13 protein-coding genes and 1 pseudogene are annotated in these 21,160 nt (G+C 65.3%); 7 read left to right on the top strand and 7 right to left on the bottom strand.

What is annotated here, in order from left to right; translation table 11 throughout:
* The first annotated feature begins 14 nt into the window (after positions 1-14).
* From ACOOHB_RS02285 to ACOOHB_RS02270, 4 genes are all read left to right on the top strand, one after another.
* Positions 15-4,433: a choice-of-anchor R domain-containing protein gene (locus ACOOHB_RS02285; protein WP_420443208.1), complete on the top strand. Its 4,419-nt coding sequence runs from the start codon at positions 15-17 to the stop codon at positions 4,431-4,433.
* Between the two features lie 129 nt (positions 4,434-4,562).
* Positions 4,563-4,820: a hypothetical protein gene (locus tag ACOOHB_RS02280; protein ID WP_420443207.1), complete on the top strand. Its 258-nt coding sequence runs from the start codon at positions 4,563-4,565 to the stop codon at positions 4,818-4,820.
* Positions 4,821-4,979: 159 nt separating this feature from the next.
* On the top strand, positions 4,980-6,518 hold the full coding sequence (locus ACOOHB_RS02275) for an IS1182 family transposase (protein WP_420443206.1): 1,539 nt from the start codon (positions 4,980-4,982) through the stop codon (positions 6,516-6,518).
* 160 nt (positions 6,519-6,678) lie between these two features.
* Positions 6,679-9,306, top strand: coding sequence for a fibronectin type III domain-containing protein (locus ACOOHB_RS02270; RefSeq protein WP_420443205.1), 2,628 nt, complete (start codon positions 6,679-6,681; stop codon positions 9,304-9,306).
* 58 nt (positions 9,307-9,364) lie between these two features.
* Here ACOOHB_RS02270 and ACOOHB_RS02265 read toward each other — a convergent pair whose 3' ends face one another.
* The 5 genes and pseudogenes from ACOOHB_RS02265 to ACOOHB_RS02245 all read right to left on the bottom strand — a co-directional run.
* The gene (locus tag ACOOHB_RS02265; protein WP_420443204.1) at positions 9,365-10,837 is read right to left on the bottom strand and encodes an amidase; all 1,473 of its coding nucleotides are present in this window, start codon (positions 10,835-10,837) and stop codon (positions 9,365-9,367) included.
* A gap of 79 nt (positions 10,838-10,916) precedes the next feature.
* The gene (locus tag ACOOHB_RS02260) at positions 10,917-11,273 is read right to left on the bottom strand and encodes a type II toxin-antitoxin system PemK/MazF family toxin (RefSeq protein ID WP_420443203.1); all 357 of its coding nucleotides are present in this window, start codon (positions 11,271-11,273) and stop codon (positions 10,917-10,919) included.
* On the bottom strand, positions 11,263-11,514 hold the full coding sequence (locus tag ACOOHB_RS02255; RefSeq protein ID WP_420443202.1) for a hypothetical protein: 252 nt from the start codon (positions 11,512-11,514) through the stop codon (positions 11,263-11,265). Before ACOOHB_RS02255 ends, ACOOHB_RS02260 begins: the two co-directional genes overlap by 11 nt.
* Before the next feature lie 113 nt (positions 11,515-11,627).
* Positions 11,628-12,962, bottom strand: a complete 1,335-nt coding sequence (locus ACOOHB_RS02250; protein ID WP_420443201.1) for an aspartate aminotransferase family protein — start codon at positions 12,960-12,962, stop codon at positions 11,628-11,630.
* Between the two features lie 80 nt (positions 12,963-13,042).
* Positions 13,043-13,207, bottom strand: a pseudogene (locus ACOOHB_RS02245) (aromatic ring-hydroxylating dioxygenase subunit alpha); the annotation flags it as partial.
* 61 nt (positions 13,208-13,268) lie between these two features.
* Between ACOOHB_RS02245 and ACOOHB_RS02240 the strand changes: the two are divergent.
* A complete protein-coding gene (locus ACOOHB_RS02240; protein ID WP_420443200.1) occupies positions 13,269-13,691 on the top strand; it encodes a RusA family crossover junction endodeoxyribonuclease in 423 nt (140 codons plus the stop codon).
* The gene (locus ACOOHB_RS02235; protein ID WP_420443199.1) at positions 13,688-14,341 is read left to right on the top strand and encodes a hypothetical protein; all 654 of its coding nucleotides are present in this window, start codon (positions 13,688-13,690) and stop codon (positions 14,339-14,341) included. The genes ACOOHB_RS02240 and ACOOHB_RS02235 overlap by 4 nt, the downstream gene beginning before the upstream one ends.
* A gap of 56 nt (positions 14,342-14,397) precedes the next feature.
* Here ACOOHB_RS02235 and ACOOHB_RS02230 read toward each other — a convergent pair whose 3' ends face one another.
* Entirely contained in the window at positions 14,398-15,543 is a 1,146-nt protein-coding gene (locus ACOOHB_RS02230; RefSeq protein WP_420443198.1) for an aromatic ring-hydroxylating oxygenase subunit alpha, read from the bottom strand.
* 10 nt (positions 15,544-15,553) lie between these two features.
* Positions 15,554-16,885 (bottom strand): aspartate aminotransferase family protein, encoded by a 1,332-nt coding sequence (locus ACOOHB_RS02225; RefSeq protein ID WP_420443197.1) that lies wholly within the window; start codon positions 16,883-16,885, stop codon positions 15,554-15,556.
* Between the two features lie 122 nt (positions 16,886-17,007).
* Here ACOOHB_RS02225 and ACOOHB_RS02220 point away from each other — a divergent pair, with 122 nt between their 5' ends.
* Positions 17,008-21,147, top strand: a complete 4,140-nt coding sequence (locus tag ACOOHB_RS02220; protein ID WP_420443196.1) for a hydantoinase B/oxoprolinase family protein — start codon at positions 17,008-17,010, stop codon at positions 21,145-21,147.
* Positions 21,148-21,160 lie beyond the last annotated feature (13 nt).

Genomic DNA, 21,160 nt, shown 5'->3' with positions numbered 1-21,160 from the left:
GCCGGAGGTAGGTCGTGACCGCCTCCCGGCGTCGTGCGACGCTCCCGCTGCAGCTCATTGCACTGGCGGTCATTGCCACTGTGGCGATCGTGTTGTGGTTTGCCAACGCCCAGACTCCTGCCCACGCCCAGACTCCGCCTAACCAGTCCCCCACGGGCGTGCCGCGGGTTTTGGTTTCTGCGGAGGATGCGGGGGTGTTGGCTGCGGACGTTTCGCGTGTCGGGGATCCTGACGGGATCCCCAATGTGGGCAGTCAGGAGTCGACGGGCATCCTGCACGAGTTCTCCTATCGGTGGGTCCGGGTGGACAGCGGCACCGGCGTCGAGACCGTGGTGGGCGCCGACTCGGCCCGCTACCGCCGTGTGGCGGCTGATGTCGGCGAGCTGGTCAAGGTGGAGGTGTCGTTCACCGACAGCTTGGGCACCGTCGAGACTGTCACGAGCCTGCCGTTCGGCCCGCTTGCGGGAGTGCCGAGGCTGCCCTCGTCGACGCTGGTCGCCAACACGGCCCAGACGCACTCGGCCGACGCGACGATCACCGAGCAGTACGCGATGGGGTTCCGGCTGGGCGATCACGGTCAGGGCTATGAGATCTCGGGCGTGTCGATCGAGCTGGCCGCGGCGCCGTCGAGCCTGACCGTGTCGCTGTGGGCGGGCCCCCCGCCTGGGCATGGCCACGGCGCAACCGCGCGCACCAAGCTGTTCGATTTCGAGGACCCGCCGTCGTTCGCGGTCGGCCTGAACGACTTCGCGGCCCCGCCGGGCGCGTTCGCGTACCAGAACCTCGATTATTTCGTCGTGCTGTCGGGTTTCGGGTCGTCGCTGTCGATCAAGGAGACGACCTCCGATGCTGAGGACACCGGCGGCGAGACCGGAGCGACGCTGAGGGACAAGGGCACCCGCACCGGCGTGCTGCGCCTGGCCGTGAAGGGCTCGCAGCGCAAAAGCGGCATCCTGGTCTCGACCTACGCCCAAATCGGGGGCAACCAGGAAATCGTGTCGGTCGGCGACCAGAACGGTGTCGAGTTCACCGTCGGGACAGCGGACCGCTACCTCATCCGCGGCGTGACGTTCAGCCTCGACGACACGACATCCCGCAACGGGGGCTTCACCAACCCGTGGGAACTGCGCGACGGAGGCACCGAGCTGTTCCGGATGGTCAGCACACGCCAGATATTCGGCATCAACGAATTCACCGCCCCCCAGGGCGCGACCGTGACAGGAACCGACTCATACGAGCTCCTCCAAGACGTCGACTCCGTCGACCGGATGGGCGGCGTCACCCTGGGCCGCCACGCCTGCACCCCGTCCACTTCGGTGGACTCGCCGTCGGCGTCCGGGGTGACCCTCGACGGCAACAGCGGCAACGGCTTCACATGCGACCCGCCGCTGATGGCCGTCTTCGGCGAACCGCTCGCCGCAATGGTCCAGAACCTCGGCCAGACCCACAACAGCTACGCCTCCGCCGGGGGCAGCAGCTCTCAGGTGTTGTCGCAGGGCTTCACCACCGGTCCCGACTCCGACGGGTACGAGCTGCTGGGGATCGGCGTCGACATCGACGGCTCCGGCAGCCAGTTCCCCGACGGGCCGACGTCGGTGTCGGTGGCAGTGCACGCCGACTCGGGCGGCAAACCCGGCGCCAAGCTGTTCGACCTCCTCAGCCCCAGCGAGCTCGCGGCCGGCCACAGCTTCTTCGAGGCGCCGCCGGGAACGGCGCTGGATCCGGGCACTTCCTATGTGCTGGTGTGGAGCTACAACGGAGGCACCTGGCACCGCTTGCAGCGAACCTCGGGCGACAGCGCGGATTCGGGCGCGCTGACAGGCTTCAGCATCGCGAACGCGTTCTATCGGGGTGCCGGCCTCGACAGCCTGTCGGTGGACTCAAACGGCTTTGCGCTGGAGATCGCGGTGTACGGCAGACATACCCAAAACGCCATCGGCGTGCCGCGGGTTTTGGTTTCTGCGGAGGATGCGGGGGTGTTGGCTGCGGACGTTTCGCGTGTCGGGGATCCTGACGGGATCCCCAATGTGGGCAGTCAGGAGTCGACGGGCATCCTGCACGAGTTCTCCTATCGGTGGGTCCGGGTGGACAGCGGCACCGGCGTCGAGACCGTGGTGGGCGCCGACTCGGCCCGCTACCGCCGTGTGGCGGCTGATGTCGGCGAGCTGGTCAAGGTGGAGGTGTCGTTCACCGACAGCTTGGGCACCGTCGAGACTGTCACGAGCCTGCCGTTCGGCCCGCTTGCGGGAGTGCCGAGGCTGCCCTCGTCGACGCTGGTCGCCAACACGGCCCAGACGCACTCGGCCGACGCGACGATCACCGAGCAGTACGCGATGGGGTTCCGGCTGGGCGATCACGGTCAGGGCTATGAGATCTCGGGCGTGTCGATCGAGCTGGCCGCGGCGCCGTCGAGCCTGACCGTGTCGCTGTGGGCGGGCACCGCTCCCGGGCGGCCCGGCGTAGGCGCGGACACCAAGCTGTTCGATTTCGAGAACCCGGCGTCGCTCGCGGTCGGCCTGAACGACTTCACCGCCCCGGCGGGCACGTTCGCCTACCAGAACCACAATTACCACATCGTGCTGTCAGATTTCGGGTCGTCGCTGTCGATCAAGGAGACGACCTCCGATGCTGAGGACACCGGCGGCGAGACCGGAGCGACGCTCCAGGACAAGGGCACCCGCACCGGCGTGCTGCGCCTGGCCGTGAAGGGCTCGCAGCGCAAAAGCGGCATCCTGGTCTCGACCTACGCCCAAATCGGGGGCAACCAGGAAATCGTGTCGGTCGGCGACCAGAACGGTGTCGAGTTCACCGTCGGGACAGCGGACCGCTACCTCATCCGCGGCGTCACATTCAGCCTCGACGACACGACAACCCACAACGGGGGCTTCACCAACCCGTGGGAACTGCGCGACGGAGGCACCGAGCTGTTCCGGATGGTCAGCACACGCCAGATATTCGGCATCAACGAATTCACCGCCCCCCAAGGCGCGACCGTGACAGGAACCGACTCATACGAGCTCCTCCAAGACGTCGACTCCGTCGACCGGATGGGCGGCGTCACCCTGGGCCGCCACGCCTGCACCCCGTCCACTTCGGTGGACTCGCCGTCGGCGTCCGGGGTGACCCTCGACGGCAACAGCGGCAACGGCTTCACATGCGACCCGCCGCTGATGGCCATCTTCGGCGAACCGCTCACCGCAATGGTCCAGAACCTCGGCCAGACCCACAACAGCTACGCCTCCGCCGGGGGCACCAACAAAGTGCTCTCCCAAGGCTTCACCACCGGTTGCTGCGAAACCGACGATTCCGAGTCCGATGCCGCGTTGTACGGGTACCGGCTGCTGGGGATCGGCGTCGACATCGACGGCTCCGGCAGCCAGTTCCCCGACGGGCCGGTTTCGGTGTCGGTGGCGGTGCACGCCGATCTGGGCGGCAAGCCCGGCGCCAAGCTGTTCGACCTGCTCAGCCCCAGCGAATACGCGGCCGGCCACAGCTTTTTTGAGGCGCCGCCGGGAACGCATCTGGCTCCTGACACGCCCTATGTGCTGGTGTGGCGCCACCTCCGCGGCACCGTGCACCGGTTGGCGAAGACCTCCAGCAATTCCGAGGACTCGGGCGCTGTGTCGGGCGCCAGCGTGGCGGACGCGTTCTATCAGGGCGCGGGCCTGGCCAACATGGCGGTGGACTCGGGCGGCAATTCGCTGGAGCTCGCGGTGTACACCGTGGTCAACGACAAAGCCCCCTTCGTGGCCCGCGGTGTCCCGGTGACCACGAGCTGGCTCCACATCCCCGACGGTGCCGAGGTGGGGGACCAGTTCAGACTGGTGTTCGTCACCCAACGCGCAACGCTTCCCACGTCGGGGGACATAGAGGACTACAACAAATTCGTCCAGGAGGAGGCAGCGGGGACCCTTGTCCGGGGTAAACCTGTCCGGGGCAAACCAGCAGCCGAGCCGTACACCGATCCGGTCATCCACAGGGTCGCGTCGCAGTTCACAGCGGTGGTGTGCACCGCTGCGGTCGACGCGGTGACGAACACCAAGATCGCGGAAGCGGGCTCCATCGCGGTGCCGGTCCATTGGCTGGACGGCGGCTGGCAGGACCGTCCCACGCTGATTGTGGAGCAGTACTCCGATTTCTATGGCGACGAGTGGGTCAACACCGAATACGGCGCCTATGTCACCGGCAACTCCGCCCATTTCCACGAGAACGCGATGGTGTGGACCGGGTGCGACGCCTCTGGGGTCGCGGATCCGAAGTTTCCGATGGGTTCGAACAACATGGGGCTCGTCGCTGCGGGCTCGCCGAGAGACCCGGCCGACAACACCGCCCCTGTCGGCGCGGTCGATGTCACTGTGGGGCGCATCACGGGCAACGATGACGAGCACAGGCCGATCTACGCCATTTCGCCCATCTTCACGGTCGTCCCGTGAGCTGGGGTTGACGGGAGATGATGTCGATGAAGCGCATCCGCGTGAGCGGTCGTCGCAGGTTTGCAGATTTTCAAGTGTTTTCAATAAATGTCACAGGCTCGGCCGTGGCGGGTTTGGTACGGTTGCGACATGACGGCCGCGGCGCTCGCGCAGATCGCCACCATGGTGCTGGCCGCACTAGCAATCGTGTGGCACCAACAGCGCAGCACCGACAAGGTTCGTGCTGAGGTCGGCGCCGTGCGCATAGAGGTCGCTCTCAATGGGCAGCGACTCGCGCGCATTGAGGGCTATCTGGGGATCGGCATGCCCGCAGATGCTGCGGCCGGGGCCGCCGGTTCGGCAGGTTTGCCGCCGTCTCAGGCCGCGGAGCCTTCAACTGATCCATAGTGATCTGGAGTGCCTCGCCATCGGAACAGAGGCACTCCACGCACACACCGGCTGAGCTTGTGGTCCCAACGAACTACATCGCGCCGACAACTAGGAGACTGCTGATTTATTGGGCGCGATTTCCGCGTGCGGGGTGGGGGCGCGCGGGACAATGTCGGGGTGCAGGGCTCAGCGGTTCAGGATCGGGTGTTGTTGGACGCGGCGGCGGTGTGCGGGCATCTTGTGCCGCCGGGGTCGGTGTATGCGCTGTTGGCCGAGCATCGTGGCCGGCTGTTCGGTGACGAGTTGTTCGAGGATCTGTTCGGGTCGGGTCGGGGCCGTCCGTCGGTGCCGGGCGAGGTGATCGCTGCGGTGATGGTGCTGCAGGCTCTCGAGGGCCTGTCGGACCGTGAGGCGTGTCGGCGGTTGCAGACCGATGTGGCGTGGAAGGCCGCGGCAGGGCTGGCGCTGACCGAGGCGGCGTTCCATCCCACGGTTTTGACTCTGTGGCGCAACAAGCTGCGCGCGAGCGGCCGCCCGGATCGGGTGTTCGACGCGGTGCGGGAGCTGATTGCTGTGACGGGCGCTGTGGCTGGCAGTGCTCGGCGGGTGCTCGATTCCACGGTGCTCGACGACGCTGTGGCCCGTCAGGACACTGTGACGATGGTGACGAACCAGATCCGACGGGTCCGCAGGCTGGTTCCCGAACTGGGCGAGGTGCCGGTGCGCGAACGCAATCTGGACCCGGCGGGGCCGGTCGTGGACTGGTGCGATCCCGCCGACGCCGAGCGGCTGGTGTCCGAGCTGGTCGACGACGCTGTGGAACTGGCTGCGGCTGCGGCGGATCTCGATCTCGACGCTGCTCAGGCCGACGCGGTGGGCCTGTTGGGGCTGGTCGCGGGCCAGGACGTGGAGCCCGCCGGGGGGCCGGGACGGTGGCGGATCGCCCGCGGCACCGCGAAGGGCCGGGTGATCAGCGTGGTGGATCCCGAGTCGCGTCACACCCACAAGACCTCTCACAGCTACCGCGACGGCTACAAGGCCCACATCGCGGCCGAGCCCGACACCGGGCTGGTCACCGCTGCTGATCTCACCGGCGGCGACGCCGGCGACGCGGACGCAGCGATGGGGCTGCTCGACGGCGAGCCCGCCGGCACCACGGTGCTCGCCGACAGCGCTTATGGCACCGGGCAGCTTCGCGCCGATCTCGTCGAGCGCGCCATGGACGCGGTGATCAAGCCGCCGCCGCTGAGCGTCGCCGTCGAGGGCGGCTACAGCATCGACGACTTCGACATCGACTACAGCATCGACGCCGACACAGGCGAGTTCTCCGGCACCGTGGCCTGCCCCGAAGGCCACACCGTGCACATCACCCCCAAAGGCAACGCCCGCTTCGGCCGACACTGCGCCCGATGCCCCCAACGCGACCGCTGCACCACCGCGAAGAACGGACGCGTCATCAAGATCCACCCCCACCACGAACTGCTCAAAGCAGCACGCGTCCAAGCCCGCACCGACCGGTTCCAGCACCAATACCGCACCGTGCGGCCCATGGCCGAAAGAACCATCGCGTGGATCGTGCGCCGCAACCGAAGATGCCCCTACCTCGGCACCGCCAACAACCGGCACTGGCTGCGGCTGCGCGCCGCCGCGGTCAACCTCCAACGCCTCACCAGCCTCGGACTCCACCACAACGGCACCACCTGGGCCATCACCTGACCCAACCCCCACCGACAAGCCGAACCCGCAGCCCACAACCGAACCCCGCCGCGCCCCAACCCACGACCACAGCCCAACCAAGCCCAAAACACCGACACACCAACCGACTTACTCAGCAGTCTCCTAGTCTTTCAGGACCCCGGCGTCCGTTAGGAATCTGATGGTGAAGCCATTCCGCCTGTTGCTTGCAGGCCTGGCCGTAGCAACGATTGCCGTGACGCTCGCTGTTCCCGCCGGGGCGCAGGAGCCTGGTGTGTATCTCGACGGCGCTGAGCCGTGGGTTGCATCGGATTGCGATGGTGATGTGCCGATTGTGGTCGGCTCTGACGCGAGGGCGCAGTCGGACATCTACTCCGCTGTCACGCTTGCCGGGGTCGTCGACACAGACTGCATCGTTCTCGTCGGACCGCGCGACGGCCAGATGCCCGCCGCCCAGCTGGCACGGTTGGACGACGCTGCTGCGGGCGGTTATGTCCTGGGTGGTCTCGCAGCGGTACCAGCGGCGAAAGTCTCCAATCGAGGCATGACACGCATCGCCGGAGCGGACCGCTGGACGACTGCCCGCTTGGTAGGCAACGAAGCCCGCGCCCTCGCGGGGGGTGTATCCGGTACTGCCTCGCCTGGAAACTCGAGGTCAACACTTCCTGCCGATGTGCGTTCACCCGGGGTGTACCTCGACGGCGCTGAGCCGTGGATTGCTTCAGATTGCGTTGGCGACATCCCGATTGTGGTCGGCTCTGACGCGAAGGCGCAATCAGACATCTATTCGGCTGTCACGCTCGCGGGTGTCGTCGATACCGATTGCATTGTTCTTGCCGGGCCCCGCGACGGCCAGATGCCCACCACACAGCGTGCTCGTCTCGTTGCCGCAGCTGCGGGCGGGTGCGTGCTGGGAGGTCTTGCAGCGGTGCCAGCATCGAAGATCGCCGGTCGTGACATGACCCGCATCGCAGGAGCGGACCGCTGGACGACTGCCCGTTTGGTCGGCAACGAAGCCCGCGCCTTGACAACCTGCGAACCGCCGGACGACCCCGACCCCGACCCCGACCCATCTGACTCGTCAGCCAGCCTCGGATCCGACACCGTTTCACCGAGTTCGACCTCGCCTTGGTGGCGGCGTCCGAGAGGAGAATTGCAAGTCAAAGTACACATTTGCACTGAATCAGATTTCGATGAGTTCTTCACCCGGAAAACCAGAAGCAACCTTGTGGACGAGTTGAACGTACGAGTGGCTCCTTTCTATTCTTGGCAGTCATCGGAGATACTGAACATTCATTTTGAGGTTGGAGACGTAATCATCTCGGATACCTTGGCTGACGGATGGCATACTTCCACCGGCGACACCGTAGGTAGGCTTGGACCTAGTGATTGTCACCACACGACGCCGTCGGCTCACGTCGCAAACCATTACATCGTGTATGGAGACGATATCACTCCGTCCTTCCCAGACGGCGGTGCGCAATTCGCCAGCCACCTAAGCGCAACGATAGTACATCATGTTACTGGTTCTGATCCGGCGTCGCTCTTGCTTCGAGAACGCACACTATTCGTAGTCGGACACGAACTCGATCACAACATCGGCCTGGCCCACATAAACGGAACGCCTACCGGCAATACTCGACTTGGCCCCGATGCTCGATTGGGCCCCGAGAGGTTAGGATCGTTAGCCAACTACCCGGAAACAGTGCGGTCACTACGGGGACATGTGTATTATCCTTGTTACTACTTGACGCAACAGAGTTGGCCAGTGGGCGAGGAACACCCTGCATGCGCTCTCGTTCCTCTTCCAGCTCCAATCGAAGTATCCGCAGTCGCCACCACAGATGGGGCCGTTCGTTTGGTTTGGAAACCTCCTAACAATTTTGTCAATACCGAACCCGTAACTGGCTATGTGATCGAGCTGCGTGATCCGTGGCAAGGAGAAATTGTCGAATCCCATAGCGTTTCGGCTAGCACAACATCATTCACTCTGGCTCCTGCAACAGTTGCCTCCCTGAAGCGCGGTGTCGAATACGGCCTATACGTTGCGGCCAACTCAGCGGTTGGCATAGGAGATTGGGCAGATAGCGGGTCTATATCTCATCGGGACAATGACGTTCAGATCAGAGTTTCGCGGCGGCCGGGTACAGACCCGATCGTGTTTGGTTTGAGTTGGGAGCCTTATACCGGTGCCCGCAATTACAAGATCAGCGGCTTCCCCGGATGCACCAATCGCGAAAACTCAACGCAGTTCTGCTTCGAAACCACCCAAGACACATCGTTCGAGTTGCATGAATGGCGTGCGGGCCTTGTCCTCGGCAACACCTATGAGATTGCTGTTTTCGCTTGTGGTGTACCCACGGCCACTGTGCAACTGCCGCCTGCACCAAGTGGTTGTGTCCTGCACGGCACCGTCACGATTGTCGTCGGAGGAGACTCGGAGAACTCAATATACGTGAACCCCACACCAATCGAAGACTGCCAAGGGCTGAGCCCAAGCGGGACGCTGGTTTCATGTTATCGCGCGGAATGGCAGGCACATCCGGGAGAAACGCAGTATGTCTTGGAGGTACGACATTGCGAAGTCGATGAAGTGGCACGCACACATCGGTGCACTTCGTTCAGCGGATCCGATTATGAGATTTCGGGCACGACAGTCTCTGCAACACTCCGACTCGAAGAAGGCAAACACTACGAACTCTGGGCTTACTATGGATGCACGCCGGCCACGTTCGATTCTCTGGAGGGGTGCAGTGACGATCTTCGCTACATTCGATCCGGCGTCACCATTCCCGTTCGAGACAATTGATACCTTGCGGCCGCAGAGTTGACGCGATTGCCCTTCCGACTGAGTCTCGCAACGACGGCTACTCGTAGCCGGGAGGTGAGACGAAACCTCCGAGGGTTCGTTCGATGAGGGCTGCGTAGCGGATAGAGCGACGGTCCCCCAGGTGCGGGGCGACGATCTGGATGCCGACCGGCAGGTTCAGCCCGTCGGCGGTCAGCCCCGCAGGGGCAACGGTGCCTGGCAGGTACACGCTGCAGCTCCAACCTGCCCAGAAGAGCTGATCCACGCCCAGCTCCGGATGACCGTCGATGTCGATGGTGCGAGTCGGCCGGGTGCCCGTGTGGTCATGGACGAAGGCCGCCGACGCGGCGATCGGGCACAGCAGCAGGTCGTAGTCGTCGAAGTACCGCGCCCAGGCCTGCCGGTAGCCCTCACGCTTGTTGTGGTGAGCGAACCACTCGCGGTGGCTCATCGTCATCGCGTAGTCGACCAGCGATTGGTAGTCCCCGTCGCCGTCGTTGTACCGGTGGGCACGGGACTGTGCGTCGTTCCACATCGCGTCGTCGGCCAGCGCGCCCGTGGCGGCGCGCAGCAGCATCAAGTAGTTCTCGTTGAACTCGTGCTGGTCGATATCCGGTGTGGCCTCGCTGACGTCGGCTCCTGCGGCCGCCAGTGCATCCACCGCCCGCTGCAAGGTGTCGATCATGGCCGTCGAGTTCCGAATGACCGGCGTGTCCAACATGACGCCTACCCGGAACGCGCCCAGCGTGTCACGGTGTTCAGACTGCAGCGCCACGCGGTAACCGTTCGCATCGAAGCCAGACGGCCCGGCGAGCACATCGAGCGCCAGATCCAGATCGGCGGCGCTGCGCGCCAGCGGGCCGCACACCGCGATATCGCTGCCGACCAGCGCACCAGGCACCGCGTGACCCCCGTCGGGCACCAATCCGAACGTGGGCTTGTGGCCGAACACCCCGCAGTAGTGGGCCGGGTTGCGGATCGACGCACCGATGTCGGAACCCAGCTCCAGCGAGGCCATACCCGTCGCCAGTGCGACCGCCGAGCCTCCCGAGGACCCGCCGGGCACCCGGGTCAGATCCCAGGGGTTGTTGGTGCAGCCGTAGATGTCGTTGAAGCTTTGCCAGTCGCCCAGCATGAGCGGCACGTTGGTCTTGCCCCAGATGACCGCGCCCGCCTGCTGTAGCCGAGACACCGTGACGGCGTCGGTGTCAGCCACGTTGGCGGCCCAGGCTGGATTGCCCCACGTCGATGGCGTGTCGGCCCAGTCGAAGGCTTCCTTGATGGTCATCGGCACGCCATGCAGCGGCCCCCAGCACTCCCCCGCCGCCAGCGCAGCATCGGCTGCAGCCGCGCGTTCGCGCGCCTCGGACATCCGGGTGAGAATCACAGCATTCACCGCGGGGTTGAAGCGCTCGTAGCGCTCGATTGCACCCTCGAGCGCATCGGTCGCCGACACCTCCCCGTGGCGAATGAGCGACGCCAGCTCGGTGGCCGGCATGAGGTTCGGATCTGTGCTGTTCGAGCCTGTCATCGCGCCGAGACTAGGCACGAGTGGACCGGTGAGCCGTCGTTGCGCTTCATCCGGGCGCTGTGGAGAGGGGCGGGACCGGCTACAGGCGGAGTGCGTTTCGCAGTATCTCGTCGATCACCTCGAGCCCAAGTGCATCGAGTCGCCCAAGCCTCTCGACAAGGCGAGCGGTCGATACGGCTCGTACCTGCTCGACTTGGAACGCCGTCTCGGCGGTCAGGCCATTGTTGCTGTCCGGGGAGAACGCCGGATGCAATGGGATCCCACGAATCGCAGACGTTCCCGGGATCACGATGACCATCTGCAGATTTGGATGGTGCAGCCGGTCGTCCGACACGATGAGCGCCGGGCGCTTGAAGGACTGTTCGGGATCCTGTGGGTCCGTGCCGAAGTCGACCAGCCAGATATCGCCACGGATCAGGTGTCCCTCACGGACCATCGAGACCATCCGCCACCGCCGCGTCCAAGCCCGCACTCTCCGCCAGATACGAGGCCGTTTGCGCGGCGTCCAATCCATCAAGCGCGTCGCGAACCGACAACCACCATTCCTCCCGGCCGAGCCGACTCACCGCGTCGGTGACGACACCGAGCATCGTTGTGCCTCGCTGCTCAGCCAGTCGAGAGATCTCGTCCCGCAACTCCCTGGGAACCCGAAGGGTCGTAGTCTCCGAAAGCGCCATGAATGTAGCCTATCCAGGCTGCTACAAAGAAGCCCGCCTGCATAGATGCCCTGACGCTCTGATGAGTTGCCAACCGAGGCGTGCACGTTCGAACATCGACCGCGGGCCGGGATTCAGCTCGGCAGCGCGGCCGTGGCGGCTGCCAGGAGATGAGCGATGTCGTCGTCGGTGGTGGCCAGGCTGAGACAGCCGAAGCCACCGCCCGACAAGTACACACCGCCCGCCTGCATGGCGTGTTCGAATTGTTCAAGCTCCGCAGCTTCGTCGCTGCTGAGGTGCGCGTCCCGGTAGTTGCGGATATGTCGGGTATGGGGATGAACCTTGAACAGGCTCCCGCGGCCGGTGACCTGCCAGTCCACGCCGGTCTTGGAGATTGCTGAACGCAGACCGTTGCGCACCGCTTCGCCCATGTCATCCAAGCGGGCGAAAGCGGCGTGATCGAGTTGCTTCATGGTGGCGTATCCGGCCGCCATGGTGATGGGGTTCGCCGTGAACGTACCCCCGGACGGCACCTTTGCCCGGGCGCCGCCGACCCGTGCAAACGTCGACATCGGCCCTTCGCGCCCCGCAACACCGCCGACGGGGAAGCCGCCGCCGATGATCTTGGCCACTGCGGTGATGTCAGGGTCGATGCCGAGCAGCGTCTGGGCTCCGCTGTAGCCCAGCCGGAACGAGATCACCTCATCGAGCACCAGCAATGCGCCTACCTCGCGGGTTGCCTCGCGAACCGCCGCTATGAACTCCGGCTCGATGACCGGCAAACCGACCTGGCTCGGCATCACATCGAGCAGCACAGCCGCCAGACGGTCGCCCTGGCGCTCAATGGCCGCCCGAGCACCCGCGGCGTCGTTGAAATGGATGATGCCGACCTCTTCGATGACGGAGTCCGGCGTGCCAGATGCGAAGGGCACTGTGGCGGGCGCCGCGGCGTCGCCCCAATTGGTGGGATCGGACGCCAAGCTGGCTTCTGCGTGGTCGTAGGTGCCGTGGTAAGCGCCTTCCACCTTGATGACGTTGGGCCGACCGGTGAACGCTCGGGCCGCTTTCAGCGCACCCATCACGGCCTCGGTCCCCGAGTTGCAGAACCTGATGAGCTCGAAACTCTCGACCCGAGCGCACAGCAGCGAGGCCAGCTCGATCTCGATGTCGCACGCCAACGCAAACGCTGAGCCACGCTCCATCTGCGCACTCACCGCCTGGGCAATCGCGGGATCGGCGTGTCCCATGATGAGCGAGGTGAAGTTGTTGTTGCAGTCCAAGTAGCGATTGCCATCGACATCGGTCACCCAGGCGCCCTCGCCGTGATCGACATAGATCGGGTTCGGTCGCCGCAGCAGCGTCGCCCGGGACACGCCGTCGGGAATCCACTGCCGTGCGCGGGCATACAGCGCAGCGGACTGTGCCTCTGAGCGCTGGCCGCCGACCTGGGATCCGATTCGTTCCGCCATCGGCTCAGTGTCGCAGGCCCGATCACACAGCGGACGATCCACATGCCGCTCCGCCTGAGCGGCCCGTTCGCTTGTGAGAGCTAGGCGGCGCCAGCTCGGCGGTAGGCATCCAGCACGAGCCCATGGAAGTGGTGCAGCCCGTGCTCGGACAGGCCCGAGCCTCCTGGGTCGCACATGAGGCGGCCCTGGGTGAACGCCGGGGTGCGCATGCCTCGCTGAACGCTTTCGACCAGCGCAACTTGCTTGGGACCTGACCTGCGGAAATCCAGTGTGAGGGGGACTCGAGGCTCACTATGGTGAACGGCAATGACGATCCCATTCAACTTCGTCGTCGACGGCCCTCCAGTCTCCCAACAGGCAAACAAAGCCAGCCGCCGACGCACATGGAGAAGTGACGTGCAGGAAGCGGCGTCTCAACATTGGCGGAGCCAGAGGCCAGTGATCGACCCTGTCACCGTCACGATCGACTACTTCTGCTACGACGCATCTCCCGACCTAAGGCATGCGCTCGACGTGGACAACGTTCCCAAGCCGATACTTGATGCTCTCAAGGGTCTCGTCTATGCGGACGACAAGCAAGTGTGCGATCTCGTATGTCGTCGACGAAACTTGCATGAAACCTTGCGTGTGTCGAGTGCTCCGTCTCGGTTGCTTCCATTTCTCGAAGACACACTGGAGTTCGTGTATGTCTCTGTGACTCACTCGGACCCCACGGGAGTCGCTCTGTGAAGTACGAAGATCGTGACTTCCCTGAGCGTGTGCTCGTACTCAAGACGGCCGACGAATACCGGGATAAGGGCTACGACGTATCGCTTGAGTCAATTGTCGACATTCTTCCCGGCTATCGAGCCGACTTGGTCGCACGCAAGGACGATCAGGTGCGAGTCGTTGAAGTACGGCGGCGTTCGTCACTCAAGGGCGACCTGCGAATCCACGAGTTGGCACGTGCGGTTGAGGCCAAGCCTGGCTGGAGTCTTGACTTGGTGCTCGTGGCAGAGCCAGAGAAGTTGGATTCGCCAGCGGATGCTCGCCCAATCGATTCCGGCGGTGTCATGGGGCGAATCGCGGAGGCGGAGGCACTCGTCGAATCCGGTCACCCCGAGCCTGCGTTTCTTATCGCCTGGTCTGCTTGTGAGGCAGTAGTCCGCATGCTGATAGCAGACCAGGGAGTGTCCGATGACGGCATCACTCACGCAGGGTTTGTGTTGGACCTGGCAACGAAGCTCGGTGCCATCTCACGTGCGGAGCATCGGCAATTGACCGATTTTCAGCGCTGCAGGAATGCGATCGTCCATGGCTATAGCCACGACGAATTCAATGACGACATCGTTTCAGAACTCATCGGCACCGTACGAGGGATGGCCGCCAGCAAGACGTGACGGCGACAGCGGTACCAGCGCCACAACGCCGTGGCGTTCGGGCTCGCCCGCGAGCGCTAGACGGTGCCGGCTCGGCGGTAGGCATCCAGCACGAGCCCATGGAAATGGTGCAGCCCGTGCTCGGACAGGCCCGAGCCGCCTGGGTCGCACACGAGGCGGCCCTGGGTGAATGCCGGCGTGCTCATGCCTCGCTGCACGCTCTCGACGAGCCCGACATCCTCGGGCTGCAGCACCTCGTCGATGTAGCGCATCGACTCGATGTCGGCGGGGGTCAGCTCCGCCGTCTCGAAGTAGAAGTCGATGGTTTCGAGCGTGCGCCCGGGTCCGGCAGGCACGATGTGCAGGACGCTGAAGTTGCCACGGCCTGGGTAGCGCATCAGGCAGGTGTTGGGCCACAGCCACCAGACCGCAAGGTCTTTCACGCTCGAGCCATCGACGTCGTAGGCGGCATTGGCCGAGTGGCCGGCTCGGGCCATGTGGCTGGAGTAGATGCCGTGGGTATCGACGCGGTAGGTGTCCATCTCGACCAGGGTCACGAAGTCCGGGTGAGCGATGTGGCAGTGGTAGCACTCCAGGAAGTTGTCGACCACGTTCTTCCAGTTGGAGGCGATGTCGTAACCGAAGCGGCGGACGTGGGTGAGGCTTTCCACGTCTGGTGCCCAGTGAGCGATCTCGTTGCCGAGTCCTTCGGCCTGGGTGGCCAGCGGTGCGGCTGATGGGTCGAGATTGACGTACACAAAGCCGCCGAACTCCTCGACTTGCACTTCTGTCAGGCAGATCGTGGACGGATCGAAGCCTGCGATGTCGTCGGTGTGGCGTGCCCGGTGCAGACTGCCCGACAGGTCGTAGGCCCAGCCGTGGTACGGGCACACGATGCTGCCGGCGTGGCCCGTGCCCGTCAGCAGGGCATGAGCCCGGTGCTGGCAGACGTTGTAGAAGGCCCGGAGCACACCGTCATCGCCGCGCACTACGGCGATTGGCATGCCCGCGACGTCCAGTGCGGTGTAGTTGCCGGGTTCTCGCAGTGACTCGACGTGACCTACCCATTGCCAGTTGCGGGCGAACACCTCTCTCTGCTCGAGGTCGTGCCAGCGGGCATCGGTGTAGGCATCGGCGTGGAGCGACATCGACTCGGTGGGGTCGAGGTCGTACCCGGCGAAGACCCCGATGTCTGCGTCCTCAGTCATGTGGTCGGTCGGCATGTACGGAGAATTATGGGCTCGGCAGAGATGCTTCTGCGGCCACGAGGAAGTGTTCGACGTCGTCGTCGCTCGTGGCCAGGCTCAAACAGCCCAGGCTCTCGGCAATGAAATAGACACCGTGGGCCTGCATGCGAAGGCCGAACTGGGTGATCTCGGTCGCCTCGTCGCTCGACAGGTGCGAGTCGCGGTAGTTGCGGATGGTGCGGTTGTGCGGATGCACCCGGAACAGGCTGCCGGCACCGGTGACCTGCCAGTCGAGCCCCGCTGTGTCGAAGATCGACCGCAAACCTGACCGGACCGTCTCGCCGATCGTGTCCAGCCGCGCGAACGCCTCTCGGTCGAGCTGGACCATCGCAGCGTGGCCGGCGGTCATCGTGATGGGATTCGCAGCAAAGGTGCCGCTTGATGGAACCTTGGCCCGGTCGCCCGACACGCGAGTGAACATCGACATGGGGCCTTCGCGGCCCGCGATAGCACCCACGGGGAATCCTCCGCCGATGATCTTGGCCAGCGACGTGATGTCGGGGTCGATGTCGAGCTTGGTCTGTGCCCCGCCGTAGCCCAGCCGGAACGAGATCACCTCGTCGAGCACGAACAGCGCTCCCACCTCCCGGGTGGTCTCGCGAATCGCCCGAATGAACTCCGGTTCGATGGCGGGCATCCCCACACGGTTCGGCATGACATCGAGCAGCACACCAGCCAGCCGATCGCCGCCGCGTCGGATTGCTGCGCGGGCACCCTCGGCGTCGTTGAACGAGATGATGCCGACTTCGTCTTCGACCGACGCGGGCGTACCAACGGAGTAACGCACGGTGGCGGGTGCCGCAGCGTCGCCCCAGTTGGTGGGATCCGGCGACTGGCTGGCTTCTGCGTGGTCGTAGGTGCCGTGATATGCGCCTTCGACCTTGATGACATTCGGCCGTCCGGTGTAAGCGCGAGCGGCCTTGAGCGCACCCATGACGGCCTCGGTCCCTGAATTGCAAAAGCGGATCAGGTCGAAATTCTCCACCCGGCCGCACAGCAGCTCCGCCAGCTCAATCTCGGCGTCGTTGGGCAGCGAGAATGCTGTGCCCCGGGCCATCCGGGCCCCGACCGCAGCTGTAATCGCCGGGTCGGCGTGCCCGACGATGATCGATGCGAAGTTGTTGTTGCAGTCCAAGTAGCGGTTGCCGTCGACGTCAGTAACCCAAGCGCCCTCGCCATGATCGACATAGATGGGATGGCCCTTGCGCAGCAGCGTCGCCCGCGAGGTGCCGTCGGTGATCGACTGCTGCGCCCGGCGATACAGCGCGGCGGAGTGATCCGTGGACCACGGCCCGGCCCCCGTTGCCCGGACGGTCATCGGCACTGAGCCTGTTCAAACATCGGGCAAGTCTGGCATCGGACCCCCGAAGAAACCCGGCTTCGCCTGCCGCCGACGGTCTTTTGGCGTCATTGCGGAGCCTTGGATGCGAGACTGAGCAGATGACGACGCCCGCAGCTGACGTCAACCCCAGCGGCACGCAGGGCGCGCGGAGGCGACCCGCCGCGCCATGGCGGATCGGCGTGGACGTCGGCGGCACTTTCACCGACCTGGTCCTAGCCGATGCGCGAGGCGCAACGTGGGTGGCGAAGGTGCCTTCAGTGCCTGCCGATCCCAGCCGGGGAGTGCACGCGGCGCTCGCCCGCGTCGCCGTGGATCTCGGCATGCCGCTGGGCGATGTTCTCACCGGCTGCTCGCTGTTCGTCCACGGCTCCACCGTCGCCACCAACACCATGCTCGAGGGCACGGGCGCCGTCGTGGGGCTGATCGGAACTGAGGGATTTCGCGACACGCTGGAGATCCGCCGCGGGATGCGCGAGGACCAGTGGAACCACCGCGCCCCGTACGCGCCTGTGCTGGTGCCCCGGTACCTGCGCGCCACGGTTCCCGGGCGCATCGACTCCGACGGCACCGAGCACCAACCGGTGGACCTGAGCGGGCTCGACCCGGTGCTTGAGCACTTCGCCAGCCACGACGTCGAGGCGGTCGCCATCGCATTCATGAACTCGTTCGTGAACGACTCACACGAGCGCTCCGCTGCCGAAGCCGTGCGTGAGCAGTGGGACGGCAAGTGGGTGACGACCTCGGCTGCGGTCTCGCCGCTCATGGGCGAGTACGAGCGCACCTCCACCGCCGTCGTGAACGCCACGCTGTCACCCAAGATCGTGTCGTACCTGCGTTCGCTGAACGATGAGCTCGCGGCGGCTGGGTTGCGTCACGCGATCCTGCTGGTGCAGTCGAACGGCGGTGCTGCGTCGGTCGATCAGGTGTCGGGGCGGCCAGTGAACCTGCTGCTCAGCGGCCCCGCAGCCGCCGTCGGCGCGCTGAACCTCTACCGCGACGCCGTGGACGCCGCGTTGGTCAGCAATGCAGATGCGTCCACTGTTTCTCACGGCAAAAATGCCGCCTCAGGCGGCAAAAATGCACAGAGTGTGGTCTCCAATGGCAGAACTGCGCACAGTTCCGCCCTGCCCGGGAACCTCATCTCGATGGAGATCGGGGGAACCTCATGCGATGTGCTGCTCATGTCGGGCGGCGAGGTGGACACCCGCGACGACATCATGATCGCGGGCTATCACGTCTCCACCCCTGCCATCGACATCCACACGATCGGCGCAGGGGGCGGGACGATCGCGGGCGTCGACGAGGCCGGCCTGCTGTACGTAGGCCCCCAGGGCGCTGGCGCCGAACCCGGTCCCGCCTGCTATGGCCACGGCGGCACACTGCCGACCGTCACCGACGCACAGTTGGTCCTCGGCCGCCTTCGTCCGGGCAAATCCGCGGGCGGCACATTGGATCTCGACATCGACGCGGCACGCGAAGCAATCCGCACCCACGTGGCCGAACCGCTCGGCATGACCATCACCGAGGCAGCGGCGGGCATCGTCGAAGTCGTCGAGCAGCACCTGCTCAGCGCTACCGAGCACATCTCGATCGAGCGGGGACACTCGCCACGGCGCTTCACGATGGTGGCTGCGGGAGGCGCCGGACCGATGCACGGCGCCTCGGTCGCCGCGGGTCTTGGCTGCGATCGCGTCTATGTGCCACGCGATGCGGGTGCGCTGTGCGCCATCGGGATGCTGCACTCCGACGTGCGCCAGGACTTCACGCGATTCCTGATGGGTTCGCTCGATGAGATCGACCTCGCCGAGATCGACGCTGGATTCGAGGCCCTGCGCGCTCAAGCGCTCGGGGTGATGAGCGGCGAGGGCTTCGCTGCCGGCCAGGTGACGCTCGACTGCGAGCTGGAGCTGCACCACCCCGGCCAGCTCTGGTCCATTCGCGTTCCAGCTCACGATCAGCCCGGGCCGAGGGGAAGCGGGTCCACAGTCGACGCTGCCGCAGTCCGCGCAGCCTTCGAAGCCGAGTACCAGCGCCTGTACGGCCACGTCCAGCCCGACGGCACGATCATGGTGGCCTCGCTTCGCCTTGTGGCACGCGCCTCCACCGGCGACGTCGCAACAACCGAGACCCCCGCAGCGACCGGCGAGCCACAGCCCATCGAGACGCGTTCGGTATGGCATGGGCCGTTCGGCTGGTGCGACACGCCCGTCTTCGACGGCGACCTGCTCCAGCGCGGTCACATGATCGACGGTCCGGCGCTCGTCGAGGAACTCACCACAACAGTCGTCGCTCGTCCCGGGGACCGGTTGTGGGTGGACGCCAACGGAGATCTCTTCATCGACCTTGCCCCCGCCGACGAGGACGCGAACGAGTCGGAACCGGGAGACGCGTCGGTGTCTCGCAGCGTCCAGTCGGGCCGAAGCCGAAGCCAAGCCAACGCAGCGGCGGCGGCCGAACTGGACCCAATCGTGCTTGCGGTCATGCAGAACCGGCTCGATCAGATCAGCAAGCACATGGGCTGGGTCATGACGCGCACGGCGCGCAGCACCATCTTCAGCCAGAGCCACGACTTCTCGTGTTACGTGACGACACCCGACGGAACGCTTGTCGCCAACGCCGACGGCATCCCGATTCACACCGGGGGCGGCGGCTTCGCCGTGCGTGCTCTGCTGAAGCGCTTCGAGGGCCGCATCAACCCCGAGGATGTCTTCCTGCTGTCGGATCCCTACGTCGCCGGCGGCAACCACCTGCCCGACTGGGTCATCGCGAGGCCGGTCTTCGTCGCCCACGACGAGGCTGGCGCCGATGCCGGCGACCCGACACTCGTCGGCTTCTGCTGCAATCGCGCGCACCAGTCCGACATCGGCGGCGGGCTTGCAGGCACCTACAACCCTGAAGCGACCGAGATCTGGCAGGAAGGCATCCGGCTGCCGGTCATGAAGCTGATCGAATCCGGCAAGGTCCGCGACGACCTCTGGGAGCTGCTGCTCATCAACTGCCGGACGCCCGAGCTGCTCGACGGCGACTTGCTGGCAATGCTGGGATCGACCCGCATCGGGGCGGAGCGGGTGCTCGGCCTCGTGGCCGAACTGGGCGTCGAGCCCTACCTGGCCTACCTCGACGGTGTCCTCACGCACGGTGAACGACGAATGCGCACCGCCATCGCTGCGCTGCCCGACGGCACCTACTACGGCGAGGACCGCACCGACAACGACTGCTTCGGCCCCGCCGACATCGCCGTCCGGGTGCATCTCACCGTCGCGGGCGACCAGATGACGCTGGATTTCACCGGCACCGATCCCCAGATCGAGGGTTTCAAGAACAGCTCGGTGGCCAACACCTACTCGTCGGTGTACTTGGCCGTGTCGTCGTTCTTCGACACGTCCATCCCGCGCAACGAGGGCACCTACCGGTCCGTGGGAATCATCGCTCCCGAAGGCAGCATCGTGAACGCACTGCCGCCTGCTCCGATGACGATGAACACCGTGTTCGTCGCCCACGAGATCGTGATCGCGGTGTGGCAGGCGCTCGCGCAGGCCGATCCCGATCGGGCCTGTGCGGCGTGGTCCAAGACGATGCACGGTCACGTCACTGGGCGCCGCGATGACGGCACCACCTGGGTGATGTACCAGTGGCATGCGATGGCAACACCAGGAGCGACCGCCGAGCGCGACGGCTTCCCCCAGATGGGCCATCTCATCACGCTCGGCGGCCTCGACCTGCCGAATCTGGAGTTCCACGAGCAGATGTATCCCGTGCGCTACATCCGCCACGAACAGCGCTGCGACAACGCCGGCCCAGGCCAGAAGCGCGGCGGAACAGGCGTGCGCTACGAGGCCGACATTCTCAGACCGGCCATCTGGTCGTACAGGGCCGAAGGCCTCGACACGCCGTCTGGTCACGGCGTTCGCGGCGGCGGCACCGGCGGCGTCGGTCTGGAGTGGATCGTCCCCGTCGACACTGACGCCGACGGACCGACGTTTGTGCCGCCCAAGTACGGGGTCCAGCGTCTTGGTCCGGCACGCATGATCGCCGACACACCGGGCGGGGGCGGCTGGGGTCACGCACTCGAACGGGAGCCCGCCGCTGTGCTGCGAGACGTGATGGACGACGTCGTCAGCATCGAGGGTGCGCGTCGCGACTACGGCGTCGTCATTGGCGACGACGGCCGATCCATCGACATCGATGCCACCACGCAACTGCGTGCAAGCGGCCGCATTCCTGTACCGACCGCCTGAGCCCCACACCCAA

This window comes from Candidatus Poriferisodalis sp. (assembly GCF_965215815.1).
In the GTDB taxonomy this organism is placed as follows: Bacteria; Actinomycetota; Acidimicrobiia; order Acidimicrobiales; family Poriferisodalaceae; genus Poriferisodalis.
The sequence above is the reverse complement of the archived record's forward strand: the minus strand, read 5'-3'. Positions and strand labels throughout refer to the sequence as shown.